This is a genomic window from Nonlabens sp. (genome assembly GCF_965657255.1).
Lineage (GTDB): Bacteria > Bacteroidota > Bacteroidia > Flavobacteriales > Flavobacteriaceae > Nonlabens.
Genome location: NZ_CBFHNM010000004.1, coordinates 238,233 through 262,665, shown reverse-complemented (window position 1 = coordinate 262,665; position 24,433 = coordinate 238,233). Strand labels below are relative to the sequence as shown.

Here is a 24,433-nt window from a genome sequence, read left to right as displayed (position 1 = left end):
ATCGTCATAATCGTATAACCAGCACAATGAACCAAAAAACATTTGTAAAGACCTTTAAAGACGTACAGCAAAAAATGTACTTTCTTTCAAAGCGATTGCTTACCTCGCATGAAGAGGCTGCAGATGCGGTGCAAGAGGTTATGGTGCGATTATGGGAAAAGCGTTTTCAACTAGAAGAGGTAAAAAACAAAGAAGCATACGCGATGCAAATGGTTAAAAATTACTCGCTCGACCGTTTAAAAAGTAAGCAGGCCAGTCATTTGAAAATTGTTCATACTAATTATGATAGCGAGGAGCGAAACATTGAGGATGAGTTAGAAAGAATAGGCAAAGTAAAACTAGTACAAAAAGCAATTAATGAGTTGCCAGAGCAATACAAAATGATTATCCAGTTAAGAGATATACAGCGATATGATTTTGAGGCGATAGAAAATATTATGAACATGAAGGCTACAGCGGTAAGAGTAGGGCTGAGCAGAGCAAGAAAAATGCTTAAGGAGAAAATCGAAGAACAATATAAAACAGAAATCGCATGAACGATTTATTAGAAAAATATTGGAATGGTACGACCACGTTGTCAGAAGAACAGCAACTCAGAGATTATTTCAATTCTCAAAATGTAGCTGCAGAGCATGAGGTGTATCGCAGTATTTTCCATTCTTTTCAGTTAGAAGATGTTTTAGAAGAAGGTAGTTTTGACGCTTTCGCGAAAGTGAAACAAAAACAATCTTTAGAAAATAAAGCGCACAAAAAAACATGGAAAGGACTTGCTGTAGCAGCAGGATTTGCACTTCTTATGACGGTAGGTGCTGGTTATTATCAAGATCAAACGCAGCCAGATTTAGGAACTTATGAAACGCCAGAAGAAGCCAGAGCTGCAGCAATGGATATGCTAGAATTAGTAAGCGCAAAATTAAATAAAGGACGTCGTAATATGGCACCTATAAATACTTTAGATCATAAAACCACAGCGGTTTTTAATTTAAAATAACAACAGAATTCTCAATCACAATTAAATAAAAGTCAACATGAAAAAGTTAATCTTAACCCTAGTACTTGCAGCAATGGCAACGCCTTTATTTGCACAAGATGCCTTTGAAAAAATGGGTAATCTTAAAAATATATCAGAAACAGTAGTCACAAAAGATGCTTTTGAGCTTCTTGCAGAAATAAATATGGATATTGAAGATGAAGGTGTGAAAGCTGGAAAAGGTCTTCTAGACAGTTTGAAAGATGCTCGTTTTTACTCCACTTCAAATTCAGACAGTGCAACGAAAATGATTGCAATGGCAAACGCTTATATCAAAAGCAATGGATTAGTAAAATTAATGAGTGTAAAAGAAGACGATCAGGTATTTTCTTTTCACGTAGAAAGAGGTTCTAATTCTAAAAAGGTACGGACACTAGTCATGGTTATTGATGAGACTATGAATGCTGGCAATCCAGAGGCTCTTGTTATGAAAATTTCTGGAGATATTGATCTAGCACAGATTTCAAAGATCACAAAAATGATCAATGTGCCTGGACAAGAACAAATTGAAAAGGCTACTAAAGAGTAAACACTCTCTTATAAAGACCTTCACTAACCTTAAAAACACAAACCATGAATAAGCTCATTTTAAAAATAATTTTTCTTTCTATTGCTGCAATAGCAACACTTGCTTCATGTGATAATGACCCAACTCTACAAAGCTATATTGTAGATAGCAGTGAGAAAGAAGGTTTTATTAGTACTTCTATACCTTTATCCATTTTAGGGATTGATGATAGTAACATGTCAGAAGATGCTAGAACTGCTTTTAATTCAGTTGAAAAAATTAACTTTCTTGTTTACCCTAAAACAGATTCTAACGAGGCTAGTTTTGAAAAAGAAAGCGAGACCTTGAATAATATTCTTAAAGGAGATCAATACAAAACTTTGATGTCTCACAATCAAGATGGAATGAAAGCAAAGTTTCTTTATGAAGGTGATAAAGACTCTATTGATGAAATCATCGTTTTTGGTATGGCAGACAAAGCAGGTATGATGGGTGTTGCTCGAATTTTAGGCGATGACATGAATATTTCTAGTATTATGAAAATGATGAAAGAGTTTGATCAAAATGATGCAGACCCTACAAAAGTGTTTGATATGCTTAAAGGAATGGGAATTGATCTAGAGAAAGGTGATGGAGAAGTAGATAAGGACGCTGTGCGAGCCATCATGGAATCTAAAGGAATTGATACCTCTGAAATGGAAGCTTTCAATAAAGAATAATCTTTTAAATTATCTAGTATTTAAATCTGCATCAAATTGATGCAGTTTTTTTATGCGCAAGACTTAAATTTCAAACGATAAAAATCTTGCTCAATAATGTATCTTTGCACGCTTTCGCGAAAGCGGAATAATAACAAACACTATTACACATGAAAGCTGGAATCGTAGGACTACCTAATGTAGGTAAATCAACTCTTTTTAACTGTTTATCAAATGCAAAAGCGCAAAGTGCTAACTTTCCTTTTTGTACCATAGAACCTAACGTAGGTGTGGTTAATGTGCCAGATCCACGTATTAAAAAATTAGAAGAACTGGTAAATCCAGAGCGAGTGATCCCAGCAACGGTTGAAATTGTTGATATAGCAGGTCTTGTTAAAGGAGCTAGTAAAGGAGAAGGATTAGGAAATCAGTTTTTAGGAAACATACGTGAGACCGACGCTATTATTCATGTATTGCGTTGTTTTGATAACGAGAATATTGTTCATGTAGATGGCAATGTCAACCCAATACGTGATAAAGAAACGATTGATATCGAGCTTCAATTGAAGGATCTTGAGACCGTAGACAAGAAGCTTGAAAAAGTAAAAAGAGCCGCTAGAACAGGAAACAAAGAAGCGATTAAAGAAGAAGAAACGTTATTGAAGATAAAAGATGCGCTGGAATCTGGTATTTCAGTTCGCGCAGTAGAGTTGAGCGATGAGGCTAGAGCAGAATTTGTAAAACCGTTACAGTTCATCACAGATAAGCCAGTAATGTATTTATGTAATGTTGATGATGATGCAGCGGTTTCTGGAAATAAATATGTGGATCAAGTAAAAGAAGCTGTAAAAGATGAAAATGCTGAGGTTCTTGTACTAGCTGTAGGAACAGAAGCAGATATTACAGAACTAGAAGATTATGAAGAGCGCAAAGAGTTTCTTGCAGATATGGGACTTGAAGAGCCTGGTAGTGCAAAATTGATACGCAGTGCTTACCAGCTATTGAATCAGCAAACTTACTTTACTGCTGGTGTAAAAGAAGTAAGAGCATGGACTATTAATAAAGGATCTACTGCGCCACAAGCGGCAGGAGTTATCCATACCGATTTTGAGAAAGGTTTTATACGTGCAGAGGTTATCAAATACGATACTTACGTAGAATTTGGTTCTGAAGCAAAAGTAAAAGAAGCTGGTAAACTAAAAGTAGAAGGTAAAGAGTATATCGTACAAGATGGAGATGTGATGCATTTCTTGTTTAATGTGTAATTGGGTATGAGGTATGTGGGATGAGGATTTGCTCGTTCGCTTTGCTCACTGATTAGTATAAAAAAGCTCCTTTTTCATTTTGAAAAGGGAGCTTTTGTTTTTTATTCTTTAAAGGACAGTATTAATTTGGCACTTTTTAGTAATTGAGGATTGTTGTAGCTTTAAGCATACTTCTTCTTCCTCAACCACATAAATACAAAACCAAATCCGGCAACTAATAATAGTGGCAATACCACATTGATAAACTGCCACTTGAACTTTTCATCTGTTATTTTTTTAGAATCAAGAAAAGGAACTTGAATATTCTTGTTGCGCAGTTTGATCAATCCAGTATCATCTAGTAAGTAATTTACGGTGTTCATAAGGAATTCCTTGTTACCATAAAGTTGGCCAGTTCTTATGTCAAAACCTAGATCTTGGGCTTCTCCTTTAAGAACTTGATTTTTAAGTACATCACCATCTGCTATCAGAACTATGGCTGCGCTATTCTTACCTTGATCGATATTACTTTTTAAGTTGACTGGCTTCACACGATTTTTGTATGCGCTGGTAAAAGAGCCTTCTGCGAGAACGGCTAGTGGTAAGTTGGATTTATTGTAGAAATCTGGGTTAATTTCTTGTCCTATTTCATTAAAAGAGACTACCGCAGGCAAAGTCATCACCTGTGTCTTTTGAGATGTACTCAATAAAATAGTTTTCTTCACACCATTTTTTAAGGTATCAATAGTTCCTGTATATTCAAATTTGACATCTTCTAGGTTCTTAGTAATGAATTGAGCAGTAGCGCTAGTGTCTTGAGTAGACTTTGAAATAGGGAAGTACGGCCATGCAAAAGCCTCATACTGAGTATTACGACCTTGTCCAGTTGCTAAGGCAATAGGTGCGTGGTTCATATCTTTAACTAATCCATTATTTAACCTTAATCCATATTTAAAAAGCATCTCATCCAGATTAAGCTTTCTAGGTAATGGATATGCTTTGCGTTCTTCATTAGCAAGACTGTCATTTTCCATTACGATAGGATCTACAGCAAGAAGCAATTTACCACCTTGCATCAAGTACTGGTCCATTAAATATTTTTTTGTTTCGCTGTATGGTGCTGTTGGTTTTGGATCAATGACCAGATCAAATTTATTCAATACATCGAGAACTTCTTGTGGCTGGATGGTATCGTTAGTATTCAAAAATTCAATACCAAATCTTCTAGTGTTGTAGTATTCATTTATGCTGGTGATGAAACTTCCCATTTGCACATCTGGTAAAGAGTTGCTATCTCTTAGAAAAGCGACAGTCTTAGTCTTTTCTATAGAAGCTTTACGCAATCCATCTGCAAATTGATATTCTAGTTGCTGGATACTAGAATTAACACGTTCTTCAGTCGTTGCACGGGCAACTGTTTTTAGCAATGGCACTGCAGTAGTTTTTCCATCATACAAAATCAGTGCGTATGGAAATATAGTAACATTACTACTTTTTCCTCCTTCTTGAATCGTAGCGACGGCACCTTTTACACCGTTATTAGCTAGCTGTGCTGTAATTTGTTCTATTTCTTGTGGTGATGCGTCTTCAATAGGGTTAAGAAAGTCGTATTTTAAATTAGGATGAATGGCAGCTAGTTCTTCTAGAAATTGGCCGGTTTCTAATTTAAGCTTTCTAAATTCTCCAGGAAGTTCTCCATCTAGAAAAACATCGATTACAATAGGTTGGTAAGCTTGTTTTAATAGGTTTTCAGTTTCTTCACTTACTGTATAACGGCTGTCTTTGGTAAGATCAAAACGCTCAAATATTTTACTAGATCCATAATTGATCAGTATCAATGCGATGATGATAACGATAATGCCTGTATAGGTTTTCTTCATAGTTATCGTTTTGAGAAGATGGATTTTAGTGAAATTTCGCTTAAAGCGAAAAAGAAAACAGCGACACTAAGAAAATAGATCACATCACGAGTGTCAATAACACCTCTTGCCATGCTTTCATAATGATACTTTAAGCCAAATGAAGCAAGAAGGTCATTGTCTGACAAATAACTAGAAAGACCATCAAAACCGAAATAAATAATAAAACAAAGAACTGCTGCAATCAAAAAAGCAACGATTTGATTAGAAGTGACCGTAGAACTAAAAACACCTATCGCTGTATAACTTATAGCCAGTAAAACTGCTCCTAGATAACTACCAAAAGTACTTCCATAATCTAGGTTATTGGTCGTTTCACCCAATTGACCGATGCTATAAACATAAATAAGTGTAGGGATCAAAGCGATAATTATTAAAACTAAAGCAGCTAGATATTTACCAGCAATTAATTTCCTGATGGAAATAGGTCGTGTGAAAAGCATTTCCAATGTTCCAAGATTGCGTTCTATTGTAAAGCTGCGCATGGTTACCGCAGGGATTAAAAACATAAATAACCATGGGATGATTAAAAAAAATGGTGTCAAATCTGCAAAACCATAATTGAGAACATTGTACTCTCCTTTAAATGCAAAAACAAATAGACTGCTAATGATTAAGAAAATACCGATCACTAAATAACCGGTCAGGCTAGAAAAGAAGCCAGTAAGTTCTTTGAGGAAAATAGCTTTCATAAAAGGCTGTGAATTTTTGCAACTGAGTTAGCTTGAGGTTTTTCGTCAAACATCGCTTTGGTTTGCGGCCATACTTCAGAAAATAACGTACTATTTCTGTATTTATTTAGTGCTTCTTCATCTTCCCAGTAACTATAGGTGTAGAAACGCTGCTCGTCATCGATATCTTGATACAGTTCTAGAAAACTACATCCAGGTTGGTTTCTTATTTGTTCTTTATAAGCATCAAACATATTTTGAAACTTACCTACGGCAGTTTCTTTAAAATGCATATTAACTATTCTTACAATCATGATTCTTCAAATGTTATAATTACAGGCGCATTGATTTGTAGTCCAAACAAAGTACTCGCACTGCCCACCGTTAGCGGATTTGATTTATACGTTGCTAGCTCTAAATAGCCTGCACTATTGAATAAAACGAGACCTTTACCGTCTACGTCTCTTTTATTTTCTTCATCATCAAAGTTAATGATATCACTGTATCGTTTAAAAACCTTATTAAAACGCTCATTGCGAGCAGAAATTTCAAATTCCCTTCCTTTTCCTATCGTTTCAAAAATCTCTTCTGTTACGTTTGCTACAGAATTACCATAGTTGTCTATATAAATGACCTGACCGTGAATTACATTTTTATTGTCAGAAATTTTAGGTGTCATGCCAGAAATTGCTCTAATGCGAGTAATAGGTTTACCTATAATCTCTAGTGTTCCACCACGTGCTATATGACAAGCGGTTTTTACAAAAGCATCTAGAGTTGTAAAATTAGAAGATATGCGATCATGAATATTAATTTCCACCAGTTTTTCAGGACGCAGTTTGTTCATAATAAGAGCCAGTACACCATTATCTGCACAAATAAAATAATGATTATTAAGTAATACGGCAATATGAATATTTTCTGGAGTATGCTCTGCATCGACACCTATAATGTGAATCGTGCCGTCAGGAAAAGAGTGATAAGCATTTCTAATGATGTAAGCTGCCTCTGCAATATTAAAAGGACTTACCTCGTGAGATATATCAACAATGTTGATTTGTTCCAACTCTTTATAGATCGCGCCCTTTACCGCTCCTACATAAGGATCTTTCCAGCCAAAATCGGTAGTAAGAGTAATAATGGGCATAAGACTTTTTAAAATTGTTAATTAAATTAGGGTTAAATTATGAGGTAAAAACCTACTTCACGATACATTTTTTACTACTTTCAAGTCGTCTATCATCGATACACAAAATTATAAAATTAAACACTCAATTACTTACTTAATTTACCGCTTTTGAACGAACTTATCATTGACCTCTCAGAATCCAATCCAAGAGAATTTTTTGGAGTTAAAAATGTCAACTTAGCTTTCTTAAAATCTCATTATCCTAAACTTAAAATAGTAGCTCGCGGTAGTACTATGAAAGTATATGGTGATGAAGAGCAATTGGGAGAATTTGATAAACGCATACAGATGCTTTTAACCCATTTTGGTAAATACAATAAGATGGATGAAAATGTAATGGAACGTTTGCTAACTAGCGAGAGCAGCCATGCAGACATGGGCAAAGGAAATGAAGATGTACTTGTTCATGGTAATTCAGGAATGTTGATTCGACCTAAAACGCCCAACCAGCGCAAGCTCGTGGAACTGGCTAGAAAAAACGATATGGTTTTTGCAGTCGGACCAGCTGGAACTGGTAAAACCTATATAGGTGTTGCCTTGGCAGTAAAAGCATTGAAAGAAAAACGCATTAAACGTATTATAATAACTCGTCCAGCGGTAGAAGCAGGAGAGAACCTAGGTTTTCTTCCTGGAGACCTTAAAGAAAAATTAGATCCTTATATGCAACCTATTTATGATGCATTAAGAGATATGATACCTGCAGAACGTCTTGCTACATATATAGAGAAAGGAACGATTCAAATTGCACCACTTGCTTTTATGAGAGGTAGAACCCTTGATCAAGCCTATGTGATTCTAGACGAATCTCAAAACACTACACACGCACAAATGAAGATGTTCTTAACGCGTATGGGAAAAGATGCCAAATTCTTTATCACTGGTGATCCAGGACAGATCGATTTACCGCGTCGTGTCATTTCTGGTCTTAAAGAAGCACTATTGATTCTCAAAGATGTGGATGGCGTAGGTATCATGCACTTAGATGATAATGATGTGGTAAGACATAGACTTGTGAAGAAAGTAATCGCTGCATATAAAGATATAGAAAACAGGAATTAGAACTTTTGTACTTTTTGCAATTTCGCTTTCGCGAAAGCGGAACTTGTACAAGATTTTATTATTTAGTTGATGAAAAACGATTAACAACCGTTTTCATGTAACCATTATCTACAATTTTGTGTGATCTATGTTAATGTTTTAAAAATTAGCTTTTTTATGTTTAGAGTTTGAATAATTTAGTTGAACAATTTTAACTCGTTCTATACCTTATGAAAACTTTTATCCTTCTTTGTGGTGTTATTGCATCTTTTTTATTCTTACCGGTTGAAACTGAAACACAAGAGTTTCAAGGTCAAGCAACTTACATTTCAAAAACCAGAATGGACTTAGGAAATTGGGGAGCTCGTTTTTCAGAAGCCCAAAAAAAAGCAGCTTATGCCAGACTTAAAAATAGATTAGAAAAAACTTATACCCTAAATTTTAATAAAACAGAATCTACATTTGAGGAAAAAGAAAAGTTAGATGCCATGTCTGGTGCAACTGATTCTTGGGGTAATAATTTTACCGCAGGTGATCAGTATAAAAATGTGAAAAAAAATGAATTGAAACAAAGCCAAGAGTTTTATGGTAAAAAATTCCTCGTAAAGGATGAGTTATTAGCAATCGATTGGAAAACAGGCACAGAAACTAAACAAATAGGGAAATATACTTGTTTTAAGGCAATGGCTACCATTCCTACATCCAGCCTTTCTTGGTATAATTTTGATTGGAGCGAATTAAGAGACCAAGAAACTAAAGAAGGTGAAGAGCCAGAAGTTCCTATGACACTAGTAGAAGCATGGTATACGTTACAAATTCCTGTAAGTCATGGTCCTGCAGAGTATTGGGGTCTACCAGGACTTATTTTAGAGGTGAGCGCAGGACAGACGACTATGTTATGTACCAAAATCGTTATGAATCCACAGGAGAAAGTACAAATAGAAGCACCTGATAAAGGAAAAGAAATTAATAAAACAGATTACAAAGCTACTATTGTCAGTAAAATGACTGAAATGAGAAATAATAGAGGTAGAAGAAGAGGTTAAACAAAACCTACTATTTAACTTCTTCCCAATCTACCCATATCATGAAAAAATTATTATTAATACTGCTATTTGTAGCAGCAAATCTTTCCTTTGCCCAAATTAAACTTCAAGGAGTTGTAACTGATAGCTTAAAACAACCATTAGAACTAGCAAGTGTTGTTGCCTTTAATCAGTCAACAAATGCCTTAGAATCTTATGGAAGCACTAATGAGCAAGGTAAATTTTCTCTTACCCTAAAAAAAAATATCACTTATAAAATACAGGTAAGTTATATAGCAATGAAAACGTTAGAAGAGTCCATTGCAGTTAAAGAAGAGGATATTACAAAAAACTTTTCCTTAATGCCAGAAAATACCTTGGACGCTATAGAATTGGTCTATGAAATGCCAGTTACCATAAAAGGAGATACAGTTACCTATAATGCAGATTCTTTTAAAAATGGATCAGAGCGCAAGCTGGAAGATGTTTTAAAGAATTTACCAGGAGTCGAGATAAATGAAGACGGTCAGGTCGAGGTAGAAGGAAAGGTGGTAAACAAACTTATGGTTAATGGTAAGGACTTTTTTGATGGCGATACTAAATTGGGGACTAAAAATATCCCATCAAAAGCGGTAGATAAGATTCAAGTATTGCGCAATTATTCTGAGGTAAACCAGTTGCGTGGTGTAACTAATAATCAAGATAATGTAGCGCTTAATATCAAATTAAAAGAAGGAAAGGAGAATTTTTGGTTTGGCGATATCACCGTAGGTGCAGGAATCTCACCAGATAACGAATTGTATGTATTACAACCTAAATTGTTTTACTATACTCCTAAGTATAGTATCAATTTTATAGGAGATTTAAATAATACAGGTGAAGTTGCTTTAACAAGAAGAGATATAAGAAACTTTGGCGGTGGTTTTAGATCACCTAGTAGAAGTAGTGGTACCAGCATTAACTTAGGTGACAATAGTTTAAACTTTTTGACCAATCAAAATAATGCCGTTGAAATTGAGAGTCAATTGGCATCTGCAAATTTTAGTTACGCGGTTAATCCGTCTTTAGACTTAAGTGGCTTTGCTATTATTAATAGTAGTGAGATCGCATCTAGAGAAACGAGCTTTGTTAGATATACTAATGAAGATCTTAATATTCCAGATGAAGCAACAGAACAAAATAATAATGAAAGATCTAATCAAGCCTTAGTTAAATTAAGCGCTTCTTATCAGCCTAATTTTAATAACCAATTAGATTATGATATCCTAGGTCGCATTTCAAATGATAAGCAAAGACAAAATTTATTTTCTTCTGTAATAGGCACTACCAATCAAATTGAAGAGGTAACACCTTATAGTATCAATCAAAACCTTAATTACTACTACACACTGGACGAGAATAATATTTTCTCATTAGAAGCACAGCATTTGCTTAAAAATGAAGATCCCTTTTACAACGCTATTTTAGGAAATGATCCTAATGGACCAGATGCTTTTGATAATACTGCAGATGAATTAGGTCTTCAAAATTTAGCTCAATATAATATAGGTCAGAATAGAAGAATAGAGTCCAACCAGTTAGATGCAAAATTAGATTATTTCCATATTTTGAATCCGCGTAGTAATATCAATATCACTTTGGGAACCATTTTAAGTACTCAAAACTTTAATTCAAATATTTTTCAATTTTTAGAGAATGGATCTACTTTTAATCCTACACCAACTATAAATGATGGCCTTGCAACAAACGATACACAATACAATTTTTCAGATATTTATATAGGTGCTCATTACCGTTTAAAAACTGGAAAATTTACTATCACACCAGGTTTCTCTGTTCATGCTTATGGAAATAAAAATGTACAATTTGGTGAAACTTTTGAAGACAATTTTCTTAGGATCCTACCAGACTTTGAAACACGTATCCAGTTTAAGAAAAGTGAATCTCTTACCCTTAGATATGAAATACGCAATCAATTTACTGACGTTACCAGACTGGCTCAAGGTCTCGTGTTGAACAATTTGAACAGCATTCAGTTTGGAGCACCAGATTTACAAAATGCATTATCGCACAATGTGAATTTGATTTACTCTAGTTTCAATTTATTTAATTACACTAATGTTTTTGCTAGAGCAGCATACTCTAGTAATATTGATCAAATTAGAAGTTTGACTAGTTTTGATAATGTTATTAGAACCAGTACCTTTTTCAACTCTAACTTTGCTGACGAGAACGCAAGTCTCTCTGGAAGAGTACAACGTACTTTTGGTAAAATAAGAGCGAGTTTGAGAGCAGGAATTAATTATAGTAAAATTAATCAATTCATTCAGGAGCAGCAATCTGTTAATGAAGGTTTTACGCAATCTTACACACCGAGTATAAGAACTAATTTTAAAGTGGCACCTAATGTGACCTTAAGCTATCGTTACAGCGTAACCGATAATAATCAAGGTGGTCGTAAAACACAGTTCATAACGACATCTCCATCTATTGATGTGGACGCTTATATATTTAAAGCTATCACCTTTAGATCTAATTATTCTTACACAAGACAAGAAGTAGGTGGTGGGCAAACACAGTCTTTTCAAACTTGGGATGCAAGACTCTCTTATAGAAAAGGTCGCGATGCAAAATGGGAATACGAGATCAACGCCACTAACTTGTTAGATATCAGTTCTCAAGTAAGAAACAGTGCTAACAACATTTCTGTTTTCACTTCAGAGACTTTTATACAACCGCGTTTTATAACTTTTAGAGCAGTGTATAGTTTATAAGATGATGGTTTTGTACTCGCTTTCGCGAAAGCGGTATATTTAAACCTGTATAGATCGATTTTATAGATTTTCATCAAAGAAGTCACCTTTTCAAAAATGTGTTGATCTTTTATATGGGTTATTATATCAACTAAACTTTTGAGAGGTTGTAGTCAGTAAAAAGACACTTTGGTTATATTAGCTCTATTGATAAGTTATTTAGCTATTTAAAATGATGTTGAAATAGAATTATTATTTTTGTAAATCCAAAAATAACAGTCTTTTATGATAGATGAAATTGAGGAACTATCTCAAATAGTTGAAAATGCAAATTTGGGCACGTGGCAGTGGAATATCTTAACGGGCGAAACAAAAATCAATGATAGATGGGCCACAATAGTTGGTTACACTGTTGCAGAGTTATCTCCTGTCAGCATAGATACTTGGGTAAGTTTAATTCATCCAGATGACCTTCTGAAATCAAAAGAATTGCTAAATGCACATTTTGAAGGAAAAACTAAAAGATATAGTTGTGAGGTAAGAATGCTTCATAAAAATGGGAATTGGGTTTGGGTGCTTGATACTGGTAAAGTGAGCCAGTGGACTGTGGACGGTAATCCCTTGATGATGTCAGGTATTCATCAAGAAATTGATGAACAGAAACAAGCCGAATTACAACTTTATCATAAACTTAAACAAGAAAAGCTAATAAGAGAAATCTCATCTGATTTTGTTAACTCTTCTAACATAGACGATTCCATAATTAGTGTATTTGAAAAACTATGCTCTTTTGTAGAAGCATCAAGAGTTTATTTATTCATGATTGATGCTAAAAAAGAAACCATGAGCAACACACATGAGTGGTGTGCTGAAGGAGTATCAGCAGAAAAAGATGAGTTGCAAAATCTACCCTTGAGTATTTTTCCCTGGTGGATGGATAAGCTTTATAAAAAAGAGATCATTAATATTTCTGATGTTTCTCAAATGCCCATTGAAGCAAAAGCAGAGCAAGAAATATTAGAAAGCCAAAACATTAAATCTTTACTCGTCCTACCGGTACATTCAGGATCAAAATTAATTGGTTTTGTAGGATTTGATAATGTAATGAGCACTGTTTTTTGGACTCAGCAGGATAGTCAAATGCTTTATCTGCTGGCAGATATTCTTTCTAATGCCATTATCAGAAAATTGAATGAAGAAGAATTGACGAATAGTTTTAAAAACTTACGCAATTACTTTGATTTAAATTCTGATTTTGTAGTCATTTTAAATGACCAGGCAGAAATCATTAAGGTAAATCAACAAGTCATAGATACACTAGGCTATGAAGAAGATGATGTAGTCGGAAAGTCCGTTCTATTACTCCATCCTTCAAAAGAAGAAAAAGATGCAGCAACGGTAATAGGTGAAATACTGGATAACGAGAGAAAAAAATCTCCGATGCCTATTATAGCAAATAATGGAAAAAGAATACTGGTAGAAACCACCGCAAAAAAAGGTTTATGGGATGGAAAGCCAGCAGTTTTTGTAATAAGTAAGGATATCTCTGAGTTAAAATTATCAGAAGAAAAATTCTCAAAAATATTCCACAATAGTCCTGAAATAACAGGATTAAGTAATCTGGACACTGGAGAATGTCTGGAAGTTAACTCTGCGTTTTATTCTAAACTAGGATTTTCTCCTGATGAAGTAATAGGTAAGCAAGCTTACACGCTGCTTAAAATGGAAAAGAATATTAAAGATAAAATAGAAACAGAACTCAAAGAAAAAGGTTCTCTTCAAAATATGGAAACCGTAATTTACACTAAACACGGTAAACCTTTAAATGTTCTTCTTTCCTCTTCTATCATTCAAATACTTGATAGTAAATACAACCTTACTATTGCCAGCGACATTACAGAAAGTGTTAAAAATAAACGCGAATTAATTCAAGCTAAAGAAAAAGCTGAAGAAAGTGACCGTTTAAAATTAGCGTTTCTAGCCACAATGAGTCATGAACTGCGCACACCGCTTAATCATGTTATTGGATTTAGCAATTTGATACCTGATATGACAGATGATGAATCCATAATGGAGTTTTCAAAATTGATAAATCAAAGTGGTTCTAACTTACTCAATATTATTGAAGATATCTTTGACCTTGCAATGGTAGAACAGTCTACCATCAAAATACGCCAGCAAGAAGTTTTAATCCGTGATATTTATCTTGAATTAAAAAATCAGTTACAGGAAATATTATTTGAATCTGATAAAAATGAAAGTATCCAGTTAGATTATAGGTTTGATAGTACCCTTGCTACAAAAAGGATTATTACTGATAAGCCCAAAGTAATGCAGGTGATGACCAATATTATAAAAAATGCGGTCAAGTATACGGAAAAAGGACGTATCGCTCTATCTCTCACACTGGAGCAAAATTCGTATTTATCTCTTAATATTAAGGACACAGGAATAGGTATTCCTGAAAATAAAATCGATATAATCTTTGATTTTTTTAGACAGGTGGATGATTCTCATACTCGAGAATATGGTGGCGTAGGAATAGGATTAGCCATCTCACAAAAAATAGCCACAGCGATGGGCGGCAAAATTAAAGTAAAGTCAGTGCCAGACTTTGGTTCAGAGTTTTCATATTCTTTCCCCATAAAATTCTCTGAAAATAAAACCATAGAGTCTAACAAAAATTCTGACATTTTTATCATGCCTGATTTTTCTGGCAGTAAAGTGCTGATTGCTGAAGATGACACCATAGGATTAAAAATGATAATTAATATACTAAAACCTTCTAGTTGTACTATAATTGAAGCTACAAATGGGTTACAAGCAGTTGAAGCGTTAAAAGCTAATCCAGATATTGATATGATCCTTATGGATTTGAAAATGCCAGTAATGGATGGTTTTGAGGCAACCAGTACAATTCGTGAGGATTTTCCAAATTTGCCTATTATAGCGTTAACAGCATATAGCTTAACTAAAGATAAAAAGAGAGCCTTTGCTGCTGGTTGCAATGATATTATTACAAAACCAGTTGATAAAGTGATCACATTTATGAAATTAAAAAATTATTTGGAAAGATAACACGTGGCGTATGGTATCATATTCGGTATTATGATAATAGGAAAAGTACTGTTTCTTAAAACTTAAAGCTTGATATCCTGTTACAACAGGAAATTGTTTCTTTATCTATAATCGTTATTAAGGTCTAAGGATTTTAATATTTTAAAAATAACCAATTTAAACACTAAAATTATTACCCAGTAGACTAATTAGTTCATTTGATGATTTTTTAAACAACCACAAAAAGTCTTTAAACGCTATTTAATCAGCAGCTCCTGTAGTAGTGTAGTTAAATATGGTACTAGTAATTTAATAAGTGCTCCAGGTTCTTTTAAGATTTTAGATGTAGAATAAATTATTTGAAGTTATTCTACTCAAAGAGAACCTTTAAGGACAGAATACTTTTAATGATTACGCTTTTGCGAAAGCGAGAATCCAAATAATCACTGCTCACAACTAGTAGATAACTTCATTAAATAAATAATCAAGAATACCTTAAAATCGATCTAATTGTAGAAATTTGCATAAGCAAAATCTAGAATTATGGCAGCTACAATTACAGATACCAATTTTAATTTCCCTAATCAGAAGAGTGTTTATAAAGGGAAAGTAAGAGAAGTTTACAATATCAATGATGATTTATTAGTCATGATCGCTAGTGATAGGTTAAGTGCGTTTGATGTGGTAATGCCTAAGGGAATTCCTTTTAAAGGACAGATTTTAAATCAAATTGCTACCCAAATGATGGCAGCAACAGAAGATTTGGTTCCTAACTGGTTAATCGCGACTCCAGATCCTAATGTCGCAATAGGTCATTTGTGTGAGCCGTTTAAAGTAGAAATGGTTATACGTGGTTATATGTCTGGCCATGCGGCAAGAGAATATAAAGCTGGTAGAAGAATGCTATGTGGTGTTTCTATGCCAGAAGGAATGAGGGAAAACGATAAATTCCCAACTCCTTTCATCACACCAGCTACTAAAGCAGAAATGGGCGACCATGATGAAGATATTTCAAGAGAAGACATCATCGCAAAAAATATCGTTTCTGAAGAAGATTATCTAGTTCTAGAAAAATATACACAAGCATTATTTAAACGTGGTACAGAATTAGCTGCAAAACGAGGTTTAATATTAGTAGATACTAAATATGAATTTGGTAAAACTAAAGATGGTAAAATCGTCTTAATTGATGAGATCCACACACCAGATTCTTCTAGGTATTTCTATGCAGAAGGATATCAAGAACGTCAGGATAGAGGTGAAGCACAAAAACAACTGAGTAAAGAATTTGTACGCCAGTGGTTGATTTCAAATAATTTTCAAGGTCTAGAAGGTCAGACTGTTCCTCAAATGAGCGATGAATACATACAATCGGTAAGCGATAGATATGTAGAACTCTATGAGAATATCACAGGAAACTCTTTTGAAAAAGCAAATACTTCAGACATCATGAATCGTATTGAAAAAAATGTGTTGCAATGGATGGAAAACAACTAATCTATAAATTGTAAGATCGAGCGTAATTGAGAACTTTTTTCTGTTGAAAGAAGTTTTTATTGTTTTTTTTAAATCGTCTAATTTGATGGTAATTGAGAACTTTTTAAATACATCAACTTAAAAACCGTTAAAATCTTAAGAAATTAATAAGAATAAGGGTAATATAATCTTAACACAAGTTTACCTAGTATAATTCTGTTAATTCATTGGTTTTATATCAATTTGCAAAGAAAGTAAGTAATTAAAATCTTACCATACAAATTGAACGAAGAAAACGAGAATCCACCCCATAAAAAGAGAAAATTTAGATGGTTGCGCAGGATAGCACGCATGCTTTTGGGTATTCTTATTTTTTTAATCCTATTACTTTTATTTATACGCAGTCCATGGGGACAAAGTATCATTATAGATTATGCAGTTTCTTATGTAAAGGACAAAACTGGTACAGAAGTTCAATTAGAGAGTGCTTTCATCACCTTTGATGGTGATATAAAAATAGAAGGACTTTACCTAGCCGATACAAAAAATGACACCCTAGTATATTCAAAAAGCCTTGAGGCAAATATCGCGATCATGCCACTGATTAATAATAGCGGTTTTGAAATAGACGATGTAGAATGGGATGGATTAACCGCTAAAATAAAACGTGCTGATACAACCAGTGGTTTTAACTACCAGTTTTTGATGGATGCGTTTGCCACTGCTCCAGACACCACAACCACTAGCGATCCTATGCAAATCAAGATAGGAGAGATCAGCCTTACTAATTTTGATATTCTTTATCAAGATCAATTATATGAAATGGATGCTAGCGCAAATTTTGAAGAACTCTACCTTCAAATGAACGAGATTGATCTGGGTCAGATGATAGTAGATGTAGAGCTATTGACTTTAAAAAATGCTATTATTGATTATGTAAATCTACTCAACACATCGACTGAGTTTGAGCAAATAAAAGAAGATAATGCCTTTTTAGAAAGTAGTTTTGAACAGCAATTTATATCAGGTCTGACATATTCATTTACTTATAATGGAATGTTGAGTCAAAGTAGAAAAGGGTTGTTCTATGTTAACAGTACGGTTGATGTAGCAGGAAATAGCATCAGTTTATTGAGCAGTGAAAATGACTTAGGTCAAAGCGAGTTTCTAGGACTAGAATATGCCCAGTACGCAAAAGCAGATGTTGATTTAAGATTTCATTATCTCTTTGGTAACGAATCCAGAATAGCCACTCGTTTTTTTGCTGGTTATGGTTTGCCTTATGGAAATAGTGATGTCTTGCCTTTTAGTAAGCAGTACTTTTCTGGTGGAGCTTACAGTGTTCGTGCTTTTAGAACCAGATCATTAGGTCCTGGAACTTACTCGCCAGAGAATACAGACGACCGTTCCTTTTTTGATCAGTCTGGTAACGTTAGATTAGAGGCAAATATAGAGTACCGTTTTCCTATTTACAGTTACTTTAAAGGCGCCTTGTTTGTAGATGCTGGTAATGTGTGGACTACAGCTGGTAATGGATTAGAAGGCGGCGAGTTTGGTAGTAATTTTTATAATGAACTAGGAATAGGTGCAGGATTAGGAATGCGTGTAGATGTTCAAGGTTTTGTTATTCGATTTGATCTCGCAGCGCCGTGGCATGATCCTTCTCTGCCAGAAAATGAGCGTTGGAATTTTGATGTAGCAAATCCTGTTTTCAATTTTGCGATAGGCTATCCTTTTTAAAGAAGTAACGATGTTGTTTCCGCTTTCGCGAAAGCGAGAACACTTTCATAATAATAAACCATAAGTTTTTTACAGCGTTAAACCATTGTAAACTATTCTTTTCAATTACTTTTCTTATTGTATTTTTAAATAAAAACAAACATGATCACCACCATAAATCCATATAACGGTAAAGAACTTCAATCGTACGAAGAGCTGACCAAAAAAGAAATTAAAACCAAACTTGAAACCGCTCAGACAGCTTTTGAAGACTGGAAAACAACCAGTTTTGAGCATCGTTCTCAACACATCCGTAAGGTAGGTGAGTTGCTAAGAAAAAATACCGATCAATACGCAAAATTAATGACCACCGAAATGGGAAAACCCATCTCTCAATCTCGTGGTGAGTTAGAAAAATGTGCCTGGCTATGTGATTTTTATGCCGATAAAGCTGAAGGATATCTAGCCAAAGAACATGTCGATACCGATCATTTCAAATCTTACGTAAGCTATGAGCCATTAGGTGTAATTCTTGCCGTAATGCCATGGAATTATCCGTTTTGGCAGGTGTTCCGTTTTATCGTACCAGCATTAATGGCAGGAAATGTAGGTGTTTTAAAACACGCTAGTAGTGTAATGGGTTGTGCAGAATTGATCGATAAAATCTTTCAAGAAGCCGGATTTCCAGAAGGATGTTTCCAAAATCTAGTCATTAAAAGTGATGCAGTTGAGGCAATAATTGAAAACAAAATTATAAAGGCGGTTACACTTACCGGTTCAAAACCTGCAGGTGCTGCAGTGGCATCTACAGCTGCCAGCCAGATTAAAAAATCAGTTTTAGAATTAGGTGGTAACAATGCATTAGTGGTTTTTAAAAATGTAGATATAGACGATACCGTTCAAAAATGTGTAGATGCAAGGTTTCAAAATACCGGACAAAGCTGTATTGCAGGTAAAAGATTATTGCTACATGAAGCTATTGCAGATGAGTTTCTAGAAAAATTCACAGAGAAAGTAAAAGCATTAAATTCTGGTGATCCTGCAGATGATGACACATATATAGGTGTGATGGCTAGAGAAGATCTCGCTGAAGAACTGGAAGATTTAATGAATACATCACTAGAAAAAGGAGCAGAGCTTCATTATGGCGGTACTCGTGATAAAGCCTATTTTGAACCGACTATTCTTACTAACGTGACTCCTGATATGCCTGTTTTTAAAGACGAAACTTTTGGTCCTTTAATGGCCGTAACTACTTTTAAAACAGAAAAAGAAGCAATACAATTGGTCAATAATTCAAAATTTGGACTGGGCGCAAGTTTGTTCTCCAAAGACTTGAAAAGAATGGAAGAACTTTCATCACAAATAAAAGATGGCGCCGTTTTTATTAATCATAAAGTAGCAAGTCATCCAGCGTTGCCATTTGGTGGTACAGGAATCTCTGGTTTTGGGAGAGAATTATCACATTTTGGGATTAGAGAATTTGTGAACATTAAAACCGTTGTGATTGCTTAATAAATTTGAAAGGAAAGCGAAACTCATCTTCTTTAGACAAATCAAATTGTAGAGAGTTTTTTTACCATTTCCACTTTCGCGAAAGCGGAACATCTAAAATCATCCCATAAAAAAGCCTGTTACTTTGTAGTAACAGGCTTAGTTGTTTTATGGTTGGTAGGTTTTTACTTTTTAATAAACTTTTTGGTTACTTTCTGTTCACCATCATTAATTTGAATGAGATAAACATTAGCTTTAAGATTAGCTACATTAATAACACTTTCGTTTACTGTTCCCTTTGCAACAGTTTGTTCACTAAGGTTGTAAATGGTATAGTTTACATTTTTGCCTCGAGCGGTCGTAAATAAGTCAGCACCAATTACTGGATTAGGATTGATAGAAATTTCTGCTGGAATTCTTGCCACACTTGCAACTGATTCTCTTGTTGTTCCACAAGTTCCTAAATTAGCCCATGCACCTGGTTCTAATTCAAATAATGTGTTTTGAAAAACAACTTGATCTCCTACTGATTAATTGTTATTTACGTTGTAAGCTGGTATTCCATCACATTTATCTGCAGATGCATTGGAGATTTTTAAATCATCTATAGCAATATCACCTTGCCATGAAGTTGAGGTATTTACCACTAACCTTAATTGTAAATCATTACCACTATATGCAGATAGGTCAACGTTAGCCGTTCTCCAAGCAGCACCTTGATCACCAGATTGAGTAAAAATAGTTGTATAAGCGCCACCAGTACTAGCTTGTAATCTTAATGTTCCTCCCGCATTACCAGTCATTTGATATCTGAAAGTCGCTGTTGGAGTTGTACCATTTGCAAAATCTAGACATGGAGAATTTAGAATAGCGGTTTTATTAAAATTAGGATTAAAAGCTTCTACATACACATAGAAAGAACCTTGGTCAGCTCTTGTAGGTCCAGTGCTACCAGAAGGCGTTCTGCCTGACTGACGTGTCCAGTCTAATGAATCTCCATTATCTTGTGTCCAGCCGCCTAGACCGTTTTCAAATCCATTGGAGTATGGGAAATTATTTATATTTCCATTACATCCAGTATCGACACCTCCAGATGGTGGCGTACATTTATTGGAATTTGCTAATGCATTATGAAATCCGCCACTTAATAAGTTAGCTCTCATCCTTGCTTTTTGGCCTACAGTAAAAAGATTCATACAGGAATCGTTAGAGTAATCCATATAATTATGAACCATATTTACAGATCCACAAGAAACCGTACCAATCTGACAACCACCGTTAAAAGCGTCAGACTCTGCAGTATCGCTTACAAAATCACCTGCATCATAAGGTCCATCACCCCAAATGTGACGTAGACCAAATAAATACCCTACTTTATACGTTGTGGTTCTACCAACATTAAATGGTGCTGAAACTGCTCCTGTATGGCCAAATAATTGTATGCCATAACAACACCATCAGTGGCACGATCACCACTAGGAAATTGTGTGTAACCTAAAATACCTGCACGACCATTACTATTAAGCGCAGAAACTGTCCACATGTTAAGGTATTGAGAGGTATCCCATGGACTTGTTCCACCTGTAGCACTATTTTTCATTCTGTTTTGTATGGTATTCCAAGAAGTAACATTAGATGCTTTTCTAGTAATTCCATTGGTAGCATTCTCATTAGGGTCTACTTGAGCCAGACAAAATTCTATCTACATAACTTCCGTTTTAGACCATACATTATCTGCATCGCTATTGGTTCTTCTAAAATCTTCATTTACAACATCAATTTGTGATTGAATTTGAGCCCCACTTATATTTTGAGTTGCATTTGCGTATAAAACATGAACGACTACAGGAATAGTGATGACACTTCCATTAATAGATTTTTGAAATAGTAACTCGCTTGCTTTTTGTAGTGTGTATCGTTCTACTTTAGTAACATTTATCGCAAGTTCAGGATCTTGTGACATGGCCAGTTGCAAATCTGTGTGTGTGTCGAACATTCTCTTTGTTGTGCAAAAGAAAATGTAGAACAAAGAATAGCACAGAGCAATATGATTTTTGTTAAGTTGTTTTCATCGCATTCTGATTTAGTTAACCTTTGAGATATTATAAATAGAAGAACTTGATAATAATGTAACGAGAATAAATAGTTGTGGAATGAATAATTAGAGTTTATTCCTTTTTATTAAAGATAGTATAGATAAAATTCTAAATTATTAAACCATACAAGTTTAGTAGGCTAATGGATTTATTATCAATTTGTTAAATTCATAACTATAACTTTTTAGTCACACATTTGTTAAATTTTAAATCCTGATTTATTGAAAATGAAAGTTTAATATTTTTATTTTGAACTATTGTATTTCATAGATTTTATGACTTTTGAAATTAGGTTATGGTGATCTTAAAAGAATCAAAACAATGAAAAAGTAGTGAAATATCTTTTTTAATTCCCTAAAAAAATGAATTTGGGTTATTTAATTTGGTTATTTATTAAAGCAGTTAAGCACACTTCAATAGCAGTTTTAAAGAGCTTATTATTAAAGGATTAAATTTATTCACATAAATAGATTGAAATATGTTAATTAAAATACATTTTAGCATTGTAAATAAGACGTTACAATTGTTATATTTCGGTTTAGCACAGATTTTATTTTAATGGACGGAACTACACAATATACTGAGGATAATATCCGGTCGTTAGACTGGAAAGAACACATAAGAATGCGTCCTGGAATGTACATCGGTAAGCTAGGAGATGGTTCTAGTTCTGATGATGGTATCTATATCTTACTTAAAGAAGTTATTGATAACTCTATTGATGAGTATGTTATGGGTGCTGGAAAAACCATTGAAGTTTCTATTCAAGGTGAACGTGTCATTGTACGTGATTATGGTCGTGGGATACCATTAGGAAAAGTGGTAGACGTAGTTTCAAAAATGAATACTGGTGGTAAGTATGATTCTAAAGCATTCAAAAAATCGGTAGGATTAAACGGAGTAGGAACCAAGGCAGTAAACGCTTTATCCTCATATTTTAGAGTAGAATCTTCAAGAGATAGTAAAAGTGCTAGTGCAGAGTTTGCTCGTGGTGAATTAACTGGAAAAGATTTTTTAGAAGAAACCACGCGTCGTAAAGGAACTAAAATCACCTTTATTCCAGATGCAGATATCTTTAAAAATTTTAAATACCGACCTGAGTATGTAGTACGTATGTTGAAATACTACGTTTATTTAAATCCTGGTCTTACCATCATGTTTAATGGAGAGAAATTCTTCTCAGAGCACGGATTAAAGGATCTCTTAGGAGAAACCATTACAGATACGGATAGATTGTACCCTATTATACATCTAAGATCTGATGATATTGAGATTGCTATGACTCACAGTAGAACGCAATACAGTGAGGAATACCACTCCTTTGCAAACGGACAGAATACAACTCAAGGTGGAACGCATCAAGCAGCCTTCAGAGAAAGTGTTGTAAAGACCATAAGAGAATTTTACGGAAAAAATTATGAGGCTAGCGACATACGCAAATCTATAGTAAGTGCAATAGCCATTAAGGTCATGGAACCGGTTTTTGAATCTCAAACTAAAACAAAATTAGGTTCTACAGAAATGGGTGGTGATCTGCCTACGGTAAGGACCTTTATCAATGATTTTGTAAAAACGCAATTAGATAATTATTTGCACAAGAATCCGCCTGTTGCAGAAGCGCTTCAAAAGAAGATTATTCAAGCAGAGCGCGAGCGTAAAGAACTTTCAGGGATTCGAAAATTAGCTCGAGACCGTGCCAAAAAATCTAATCTTCATAATAAGAAGTTACGTGATTGTCGTGTTCATTTAGGAGACACTAAAAAGGATAATAACCTAGATAGTACTTTATTTATTACCGAGGGAGATTCTGCTAGTGGATCGATTACTAAATCAAGAAATGTAAATACGCAAGCTGTGTTTTCCTTACGTGGTAAACCTTTGAATTCTTATAATATGAGCAAGAAAATTGTTTATGAAAACGAAGAATTCAACCTTTTACAAGCTGCTCTAAATATCGAGGACAGCATGGAAGATTTGCGATATAATAAAATCGTTATCGCAACAGATGCCGATGTAGATGGAATGCACATACGTCTTCTATTAATTACTTTTTTTCTGCAATTCTTTCCAGAATTGATTAAAAAAGGGCATTTATATATTCTTCAAACACCACTTTTTAGAGTAAGAAATAAGAAAGAAACCAGATACTGTTACACACCAGAAGAAAAATCTGATGCTATGGCAGAGCTGGGCAAGAATCCTGAAATAACTCGATTTAAAGGTCTTGGAGAAATCAGTCCAGACGAGTTTGTTCATTTTATAGGAGAAGATATTCGTCTGGATCCTATCATGTTAGATGATGGGATGAGCATTGAGGATTTATTGAAATTCTATATGGGAAAAAACACTCCAGACAGACAGGAATTTATTATCGATAATTTGAAGGTGGAACTGGATGTAATTGAAGAACAGTAAACATTTATTGAAATTTATAATGATCTCGCTTTCGCGAAAGCGGAACAAACACAAAATAAACAGTTATTTGATAACTGAAAGCCGTTAACCGACAACTGTCA

21 protein-coding genes and 1 pseudogene are annotated in these 24,433 nt (G+C 34.4%); 13 read left to right on the top strand and 9 right to left on the bottom strand.

The window, feature by feature from the left end:
* Positions 1–26: 26 nt before the first annotated feature.
* From ACTF54_RS07235 to ychF, 5 genes are all read left to right on the top strand, one after another.
* Positions 27–536, top strand: a complete 510-nt coding sequence (locus ACTF54_RS07235) for an RNA polymerase sigma factor (protein ID WP_347197190.1) — start codon at positions 27–29, stop codon at positions 534–536.
* Positions 533–991 (top strand): hypothetical protein, encoded by a 459-nt coding sequence (locus tag ACTF54_RS07230; RefSeq protein WP_347197189.1) that lies wholly within the window; start codon positions 533–535, stop codon positions 989–991. Before ACTF54_RS07235 ends, ACTF54_RS07230 begins: the two co-directional genes overlap by 4 nt.
* A gap of 37 nt (positions 992–1,028) precedes the next feature.
* Positions 1,029–1,559, top strand: a complete 531-nt coding sequence (locus ACTF54_RS07225) for a DUF4252 domain-containing protein (protein WP_347197188.1) — start codon at positions 1,029–1,031, stop codon at positions 1,557–1,559.
* A gap of 44 nt (positions 1,560–1,603) precedes the next feature.
* Entirely contained in the window at positions 1,604–2,257 is a 654-nt protein-coding gene (locus ACTF54_RS07220) for a DUF4252 domain-containing protein (RefSeq protein WP_438969049.1), read from the top strand.
* 149 nt (positions 2,258–2,406) lie between these two features.
* Positions 2,407–3,501, top strand: a complete 1,095-nt coding sequence (gene ychF, locus ACTF54_RS07215; RefSeq protein ID WP_347197186.1) for a redox-regulated ATPase YchF — start codon at positions 2,407–2,409, stop codon at positions 3,499–3,501.
* A gap of 161 nt (positions 3,502–3,662) precedes the next feature.
* On the opposite strand, the gene gldG is transcribed toward ychF, so the two are convergent.
* The 4 genes from gldG to ACTF54_RS07195 are packed head-to-tail and all read right to left on the bottom strand — an operon-like array spanning position 3,663 to position 7,217.
* On the bottom strand, positions 3,663–5,360 hold the full coding sequence (gene gldG, locus ACTF54_RS07210) for a gliding motility-associated ABC transporter substrate-binding protein GldG (protein ID WP_438969048.1): 1,698 nt from the start codon (positions 5,358–5,360) through the stop codon (positions 3,663–3,665).
* A gap of 2 nt (positions 5,361–5,362) precedes the next feature.
* A complete protein-coding gene (gene gldF, locus ACTF54_RS07205) occupies positions 5,363–6,091 on the bottom strand; it encodes a gliding motility-associated ABC transporter permease subunit GldF (RefSeq protein ID WP_438969047.1) in 729 nt (242 codons plus the stop codon).
* The gene (locus tag ACTF54_RS07200; RefSeq protein ID WP_347197183.1) at positions 6,088–6,363 is read right to left on the bottom strand and encodes a putative quinol monooxygenase; all 276 of its coding nucleotides are present in this window, start codon (positions 6,361–6,363) and stop codon (positions 6,088–6,090) included. The genes gldF and ACTF54_RS07200 overlap by 4 nt, the downstream gene beginning before the upstream one ends.
* A 17-nt stretch (positions 6,364–6,380) precedes the next feature.
* Entirely contained in the window at positions 6,381–7,217 is an 837-nt protein-coding gene (locus ACTF54_RS07195; protein ID WP_347197182.1) for an SAM hydrolase/SAM-dependent halogenase family protein, read from the bottom strand.
* 150 nt (positions 7,218–7,367) lie between these two features.
* Between ACTF54_RS07195 and ACTF54_RS07190 the strand changes: the two genes are divergently transcribed.
* From ACTF54_RS07190 to ACTF54_RS07160, 7 genes are all read left to right on the top strand, one after another.
* Positions 7,368–8,318: a PhoH family protein gene (locus ACTF54_RS07190; protein ID WP_347197181.1), complete on the top strand. Its 951-nt coding sequence runs from the start codon at positions 7,368–7,370 to the stop codon at positions 8,316–8,318.
* Between the two features lie 209 nt (positions 8,319–8,527).
* Positions 8,528–9,343: a GLPGLI family protein gene (locus ACTF54_RS07185; RefSeq protein ID WP_347197180.1), complete on the top strand. Its 816-nt coding sequence runs from the start codon at positions 8,528–8,530 to the stop codon at positions 9,341–9,343.
* Between the two features lie 41 nt (positions 9,344–9,384).
* Positions 9,385–12,096: a carboxypeptidase regulatory-like domain-containing protein gene (locus tag ACTF54_RS07180; RefSeq protein WP_347197179.1), complete on the top strand. Its 2,712-nt coding sequence runs from the start codon at positions 9,385–9,387 to the stop codon at positions 12,094–12,096.
* A gap of 264 nt (positions 12,097–12,360) precedes the next feature.
* The gene (locus tag ACTF54_RS07175) at positions 12,361–15,153 is read left to right on the top strand and encodes a PAS domain S-box protein (protein WP_347197178.1); all 2,793 of its coding nucleotides are present in this window, start codon (positions 12,361–12,363) and stop codon (positions 15,151–15,153) included.
* Between the two features lie 522 nt (positions 15,154–15,675).
* A complete protein-coding gene (locus ACTF54_RS07170; RefSeq protein ID WP_347197177.1) occupies positions 15,676–16,629 on the top strand; it encodes a phosphoribosylaminoimidazolesuccinocarboxamide synthase in 954 nt (317 codons plus the stop codon).
* A 261-nt stretch (positions 16,630–16,890) separates the two neighbouring features.
* Entirely contained in the window at positions 16,891–18,348 is a 1,458-nt protein-coding gene (locus ACTF54_RS07165; RefSeq protein WP_438969046.1) for a BamA/TamA family outer membrane protein, read from the top strand.
* Between the two features lie 141 nt (positions 18,349–18,489).
* Complete coding sequence (locus ACTF54_RS07160; RefSeq protein WP_347197176.1) at positions 18,490–19,842, top strand: NAD-dependent succinate-semialdehyde dehydrogenase; 1,353 nt, start codon at positions 18,490–18,492, stop codon at positions 19,840–19,842.
* A gap of 164 nt (positions 19,843–20,006) precedes the next feature.
* Here the strand turns inward: ACTF54_RS07160 and ACTF54_RS07155 are convergent, their stop codons facing one another.
* The 5 genes and pseudogenes from ACTF54_RS07155 to ACTF54_RS07135 form a co-directional block, all read right to left on the bottom strand.
* Positions 20,007–20,246, bottom strand: coding sequence for a T9SS type A sorting domain-containing protein (locus tag ACTF54_RS07155; RefSeq protein WP_347197175.1), 240 nt, complete (start codon positions 20,244–20,246; stop codon positions 20,007–20,009).
* Positions 20,247–20,351: 105 nt separating this feature from the next.
* Positions 20,352–21,017, bottom strand: coding sequence for a hypothetical protein (locus tag ACTF54_RS07150; RefSeq protein ID WP_438969045.1), 666 nt, complete (start codon positions 21,015–21,017; stop codon positions 20,352–20,354).
* Between the two features lie 12 nt (positions 21,018–21,029).
* Positions 21,030–21,167 (bottom strand): annotated as a pseudogene (locus ACTF54_RS07145) (zinc metalloprotease); the annotation flags it as partial.
* A gap of 23 nt (positions 21,168–21,190) precedes the next feature.
* Positions 21,191–21,421 carry a hypothetical protein gene (locus tag ACTF54_RS07140; protein ID WP_438969044.1) on the bottom strand — a complete coding sequence of 77 codons (231 nt, stop codon included), beginning with the start codon at positions 21,419–21,421 and terminating at the stop codon, positions 21,191–21,193.
* 102 nt (positions 21,422–21,523) lie between these two features.
* Positions 21,524–21,817, bottom strand: a complete 294-nt coding sequence (locus tag ACTF54_RS07135; RefSeq protein WP_438969043.1) for a hypothetical protein — start codon at positions 21,815–21,817, stop codon at positions 21,524–21,526.
* Between the two features lie 658 nt (positions 21,818–22,475).
* Here ACTF54_RS07135 and ACTF54_RS07130 point away from each other — a divergent pair.
* Positions 22,476–24,332 (top strand): DNA topoisomerase IV subunit B, encoded by a 1,857-nt coding sequence (locus ACTF54_RS07130; protein ID WP_347197172.1) that lies wholly within the window; start codon positions 22,476–22,478, stop codon positions 24,330–24,332.
* Positions 24,333–24,433 lie beyond the last annotated feature (101 nt).